This window comes from Rhodococcus sp. (in: high G+C Gram-positive bacteria) (assembly GCF_049286785.1).
Taxonomy (GTDB): Bacteria; Actinomycetota; Actinomycetes; order Mycobacteriales; family Mycobacteriaceae; genus Rhodococcus_F.
In genome coordinates this window covers 1-6,893 of record NZ_JBAQEO010000680.1, presented here as the reverse complement: position 1 = coordinate 6,893, position 6,893 = coordinate 1, and the positions used below count along the sequence as shown (strand labels likewise).

At 67.1% G+C, this 6,893-nt stretch carries 1 protein-coding gene; it reads left to right on the top strand.

The window, feature by feature from the left end:
* Positions 1 to 6,893, top strand: a 6,893-nt coding sequence (locus WAW17_RS24640) for an amino acid adenylation domain-containing protein (protein WP_422335503.1), incomplete at both ends; no start/stop codon positions are given.

The window sequence follows — 6,893 nt, the reverse complement described above, 5'->3', positions numbered from 1 at the left end:
TGTTCGAGGCCAAGACGGTGGCGGCGTTGGCGGAGGTGGCGTCGTGGGCGGGTGCTGCCGATGTGGTGGTGCTCGAGGAGTTGCCCGGTGGTGGTGTGGGGGAGATGCCGGCGACGCCGATCGTGTCATGGCTGCTCGAACGCGGCGGCGACTTCCGCCGCTACACCCAGACCGCGCTGCTGTCCCTTCCGGCGTCGGCCGACGAGGACCTGCTCCGGCGGACCATCGCGGCTGTGATCGACCATCACGACATGCTCCGGTCCCGGCTCCTCGGCGCCGGCCCGGCGTGGCGCATCGAGGTTCGGGGCGCGGGCGAGGTCGACGTGAAGAACGTCCTCCGGCGGGTCCGGGTTCCCTCGGTGGTCGGGTCCGCGTTCGCGGAAACCGCTACCCGGGAGCTCGACGCTGCCGCAGGCCGACTCGACCCCGCTGCCGGAGACATGGTGCAGATGGTGTGGTTCGACGCCGGCGACGAGGGTGGCCGGTTACTGGTGGTGGCTCATCACCTGGTGGTCGACGGGGTGTCCTGGCGCATCCTCGTTCCCGATCTCGCGACGGCGTGGGCACAACTGTCCGCCGGTCAGGAACCACAACTCGAACCCGTGGGGACGTCCATGCGCCGCTGGGCGCACGGTCTGGTCGACGCCGCCCGCGACCGGGCCGGCGAGATCGAACTCTGGCGGCGCGTTCTCGACGCCGACGACCCGCTGATCGGATCGCGTCCACTCGACGCTGCCGTCGATGTCGCCGGCACCGTGGAGAAACTGACCGTCGACGTGCCTGCGGACGTCACGGAAACCTTGCTGACCAAGGTGCCGGAGGCGTTCCACGGCGGCGTGAACGACGGTCTGCTCACCGCGCTCGCGATGGCGCTGGCGCAGTGGCGTCGCGGCCGCGGCGACTACACCCGTGAATCGCTGGTGAACCTCGAGGGACACGGCCGGGAGGACCAGGTGGTGCCGGGCGCCGATCTGGGCCGCACCGTCGGCTGGTTCACGGCGATGTTCCCGGTCCGCCTGGATCTAGCGGGCATCGACCTCGACGACGCATTCGCCGGCGGCCCCGCCGCCGGTGCGGCGATCAAGGCGATCAAGGAACAACTACTCGCAATCCCCGATCACGGGATCGGCTACGGGATGCTCCGATACCTGAACCCGGAGACCGCCGAGCGGTTGCGTCCGCTGCCCGCGCCCCAGGTCACGTTCAACTACCTGGGCAGACTGGGTGGTGCGACGTCCACCGATGCCCACGGGCACGCCTGGGTTCCGGTCAGCGACACGAAACTCGACGACGTCCCCGCTTCCGACATTCCGGTCGCCTCGGCACTCGATATCAACGCCGTGACCGGCAGTGCATCGGACGGCAATCGACTCCGGGCCACCTGGGCGTTTGCCGCCGGGGTTCTCGACGCATCCGAGGTCCGGGAACTCGCCGATCTGTGGGTGCGGGCGCTGACAGGGCTGACCACGCATGTGTCCCGGCCGGGCGCGGGCGGGGTGACACCCTCCGACCTCGATCTCGTGACACTGGACCAGGAGGCGATCGACCGTCTCGAGTCCAGATTCCCCGGACTCTCGGACATCTGGTCGCTGTCTCCGCTGCAATCCGGGCTGCTGTTCCACGCCCAGTTCTCCGATGCCACAGTCGACCCCTACCTGGTGCAGCTGATGCTGGACCTGCACGGCGAGGTGAACGCCGATCGTGTTCGCCGGGCCGGACAGGCTCTCCTCGACCGGCATCCCAACCTGCGTGCGGCGTTCGTGCACGACAGCGCCGGTGCATCGGCCCAGATAATCCAGGACGACGTCGCGCTTCCGTGGTCGGAGTTCGACCTCTCGGCATTCGAATCGACCGAGGCAGAACGCGAATACGAGCGCATCGTGGAGCGGGATCGCTCGCGCAAATTCGACATGTCGATCGCCCCACTGCTGCGACTGACCCTCGTGCGGATGACCGAGCGGGACTACCGGTTGATCCTGACCAACCACCACATCCTGCTCGACGGCTGGTCGACTCCGCTCGTCATCCGGGATCTGCTGACCCTCTACGCGACCGATGCGGACGGCAGTGTCCTGCCGCGTGTGCCCTCCTACCGCGACTACCTGGCGTGGATGAAGCGCCATGAGATCACCGAATCCCTCGAGGCATGGCGGACGGCACTCGAGGGCGTCGAGGAACCGACTGTGCTCGCGCCGATGGATCGCAGCGAAGCGCTTTCGACGATGGCGGAGGAAACCGCCGTCACCCTGTCCAAGGAGCAGACGAACCGGCTTCGGGAACTCACGCGTGAACGCGGCCTCACCCTCAACACCGTCGTCCAGGTGGCGTGGGGGATCGTGCTCGGTGAGCTGATCGGCCGCACCGACGTGGTGTTCGGCGGGACGGTGTCGGGGCGGCCGCCGCAGATTCCGGGGATCGAGTCGATGGTGGGGTTGTTCATCAACACTCTCCCGGTGCGTATCGCGCTCGATCCGTGGGAGACGCTGGAGCAGTTGCTTTCCCGAGTGCAGGGTGAGCAGGCGGCACTGCTCGATCATCACTACGTGGGCTTGACAGACATTCAGTCCGCAGTCGGTGGCGGCGCGAGTTTCGACACATTGACGGTGTTCGAGTCGTATCCCGTGGAACGGGAGGGGCTGACGGAGCAGACCGATATCGCCGGCATGTTCCTTCGCGGCGTCCACGGCAAGGACTCGGCGCATTACCCGCTCGCGATCGTCGCGTCCGGTGACGACCGATTGAACCTGAAGTTCGAGTACCTTCCCGAGGTATTCGATCTCCGCGCGGTCGGTGAGATAGCGGACCGGTTGGAGCGGGTGCTCGAGACGCTCGCGGACCGGCCCGGCATTCCCCTGGGCCACATACAACTGCTCACCGAGGCCGAACTCGAGCAGCTCGCACCCGTCCGCGGACGCCCCGGGTTCTCGGTACGCACCCTGCCGCAGATCTTCGAGGATGCGGCAGGCCTCGACCCGAACCGGACCGCCCTCACCTTCGAGGGCCGCAACGTGTCGTACCGGGAACTCAACGAACGGTCCAACCAGCTCGCCCGCGTGTTGATCGCCCGCGGTGCGGGCCCGGAAACCTTCGTGGCACTGGGTATTCCGCGGTCCATCGAATCGGTGCTCGCCGTGTGGGCGGTCGCCAAGACCGGCGCGGCGTTCGTGCCCGTGGACCCCAACTATCCGACGGAGCGGGTGGAGCACATGCTCGCCGACTCGGGTGTCACGATCGGACTCGCCATGTCCGCCCACGTGGACGCGCTACCCGGCACCGTTCCGTGGCTGATTCTCGACTCCGCGAAATTCGAGAAGGCGTGCCAATCCGAACCTGCACTGCCGGTGGCTGATTCGGATCGGAAGTCGCCGATCAGCCTGGACAACGCCGCCTACGTCGTCTACACCTCCGGCTCGACAGGTAAGCCGAAGGGCGTCGTGGTCACCCATGAGGGCCTCGACAACTTCGCCCAGGACCAGCGGCAGCGTTTCGCGGCAACGCAGGCCTCCCGCACCCTGCACTTCTCGACGCCGAGTTTCGACGGATCGGTGTTCGAATACCTGCAGGCGTTCGGTGTGGGTGCCACCATGGTCATCGCGCCGCCCACGGTCTACGGCGGTGCGGAACTCGCCGAGCTCATCCGGTCGGAACATGTCACCCACGCGTTCGTCACCACCGCGGCGCTGGCGACGGTCGATCCCACCGGCCTCGACGAATTCCAGCACGTCGCCTTCGGCGGTGAGGCCTGCTCGCCGGAGCTGGTGACCCGGTGGGCGCCCGGACGGTTCCTCACCAACGCCTACGGGCCGACCGAGACCACCGTCATGTCCAACATCAGCGATCCGATGACGGTGGGGGAGCCCATCACGATCGGCGGCCCGATCCGCGGCGTCGGTGAGCTGGTGCTGGACGGCCGACTGCAACCGGTGCCCGTCGGGGTGCCCGGCGAACTGTACATCGCCGGGGCGGGGCTGGCACGCGGATACCATCGGCGTCCGGAGCTCAGCAGTGAGCGATTCGTCGCCAATCCGTTCGGTGAGGCGGGCGAACGCATGTATCGCACGGGCGATATCGTCCGCTGGCGGCCCGACTACACCGTCGAGTACGTCGGCCGGAGCGACTTTCAGGTGAAGATCCGCGGCTTCCGCATCGAACTGGGCGAGATCGACAACGAGGTCGCCTTGTTCCCCGGGGTCGGCTTCTCGGCGACACTCGGTGTTCCGGGTCCGTCCGGGGATACCGTCCTGGCAACGTATCTGCTGCCCGAGGAGGAGGGAGCGGTCGATCCCGCCGAGTTGACCGAATTCCTGTCGACCCGACTGCCCGCGCACATGGTTCCCGCGAGCATCACATTCCTCGACGAGATTCCGCTGACACCGGTGGGCAAGCTCGATCGCGACGCCCTGCCTGCACCGGAATTCCAGTTCACGACAAAGGAATTCCGGCCGCCCACCACCGGACTCGAACGTATGATCGCGGAGATTTTCGCGGACGTCCTCGGCCTCGAGCGGATCGGCATCGATGACAACTTCTTCGACCTCGGCGGTAACTCACTGATCGCAACCCGGGTCACCGCGAGGTTGCGGGACGCACTCGACACCGACGTGGGCGTCCGAATGCTGTTCGAAGCGCCCGACGTGCAGTCGCTGGCCGAGCGCATCCAGCGGAGCGTCGCCGGTCATGCGACCCGTCCGGTACTCGGACCCGTCGAACGACCGGAACGGATCCCGTTGTCGCTGGCGCAGAAGCGAATGTGGTTCCTCAACCAGTTCGACACTTCTTCGCCCGCATACAACATTCCGTTGGCTGTGCGGCTGAGCGGTCATCTGGACACGGAGGCGTTGAGTCTGGCCATGGCCGACGTACTCGAACGCCACGAAACCCTGCGCACAGTGTTCCCGACGGTCGGGAACGAACCCGTGCAGCGGATTCTGCCGAGTGCGCAGGCGCTGCCGGAGTTCGACACGATGGAGGTGTCCGCGCAGGACCTGCCGACGCACATCGGGGAAGTGGTCACGGGGGGCTTCGACGTCAGCACCGACGTGCCGGTGCGGGTGGCGCTTTTCCGGACCGCACCCGATGAGCACGTGCTCACCATCGTGGTGCACCACATCTCGGCGGACGGATTCTCCCTCGCTCCACTGGCGCGCGACGTGATGATCGCGTACACGTCGAGACTCGACGGGAACGAACCGCCATGGGAGCCGCTGCGTGTCCAGTACGCCGATTACACGCTGTGGCAGCACGCGGTGCTGGGCTCGGAGGACAACCCCGAATCCCTGATCAACCGGCAATTGCAGCACTGGTCCGAGACGCTGGCCGCCCTGCCCGACGTGATCCAGCTGCCCACGGACCGTCCGCGGCCGATCCAACAGTCGTTCGAGGGCGACCGGGTGGAGTTCACCATCGATGCCGGCCTGCACCAGCGCTTGACCGCGCTCGCGCGGGCCAACAACGCGACGATGTTCATGACCGTGCACGCCGCCCTGTCCGTTCTCCTCGCCCGGCTCGGTGCCACCGACGATGTGGTCATCGGCACCCCTGTCGCCGGGCGGGGCGAGGAGGCGCTCGACGACATGGTCGGCATGTTCGTCAACACACTCGTCCTACGCGAACGGATCGATCCCCGGGCGACGTTCACCGACCTGCTCAATCAGGTCCGCGACACCGATCTCGCCGCGTTCGGGCACGCGGACCTGCCGTTCGAGAGGCTCGTCGAAGAACTCAATCCCACCCGGTCGACGTCCTACTCGCCGCTGTTCCAGGTGGCCCTCGAGTTCCAGAACACCGAGAACCCCACACTCGAGTTGCCGCAGCTGAGGGTCGAGAGCATGGACCTCGCCTCTCGCGTGGTCAAGGAAGACCTCGAGGTGATCCTGGCGGAGCAGTTCGACGACGGGGCTCCCACCGGTGTCGCCGGTAGTTTCGACTTCGCCGTCGCACTCTTCGACCGGGGTACGGTTCGCGGGTTCGCGGATCGGTTCGTCCGGATCCTGGCAGCGGTCGCGGAGGATCCGGACCAGCCGATCGGCACCCTTCCGCTCCTCGGCGACACCGAAGTGCGGGAGATGGTGCCGGCCCGCGGCAAGGCCGAGGTGCCGCCCGCACTGTGGCCGGACATCCTGTCCGCCGCCGCAGCGGTGGCTCCGGACTCGGTGGCGCTGTCCTACGAGGATCGGCAGGTCACCTACCGCGAGCTCGACGAGTGGTCCAACCGGTTGGCGCGGGTGCTGCGTGCCCGCGATGTGGGGCCGGAGACATTCGTGGCCCTCGGCATGCCCCGGTCGATCGAGGAAGTGGTGTCGATCTGGTCGGTCGCCAAGGCCGGTGCGGCCTTCGTGCCCGTCGATCCCGCCTACCCGCACGACCGCATCGACTACATGCTCACCGACTGCCGCGCGTCACTCGGGCTCACGGTTGCGGATCGACGCGACGATCTGCCCGACACCGTTCCGTGGCTGATCGTGGACGACGAGGAGTTCACCGAGCAGTTGTCGGCGGTGTCGTCGGCGCCGGTCACCGATGCCGACCGGATGAGCCCGCTGTACCTCGCTCATCCGGCCTACCTCATCTACACCTCCGGATCCACCGGAAAGCCCAAGGGAGTCATCGTCACCCACCGCGGTATGGCCAATCTCACTGCGCAGGAACATGAACGGCTCGAGGTCGACTCCGACTGTCGGGTGTCGCATCTGGCGTCGCCGAGTTTCGATGCCTCGGTGTTCGAGCTGATGATGGCATTCGGCGCGTCGGCGCGCGTGGTCATCGTTCCGCCCACCGTATTCGGCGGTGCGGAACTGGCAGACCTGCTCCGTCGGAACCGGGTGACGCACGCCTTCATCACCCCCACCGCCCTGTCCTCGATGGAGGACGAGGGGCTCGAGTCGCTCCGTGTC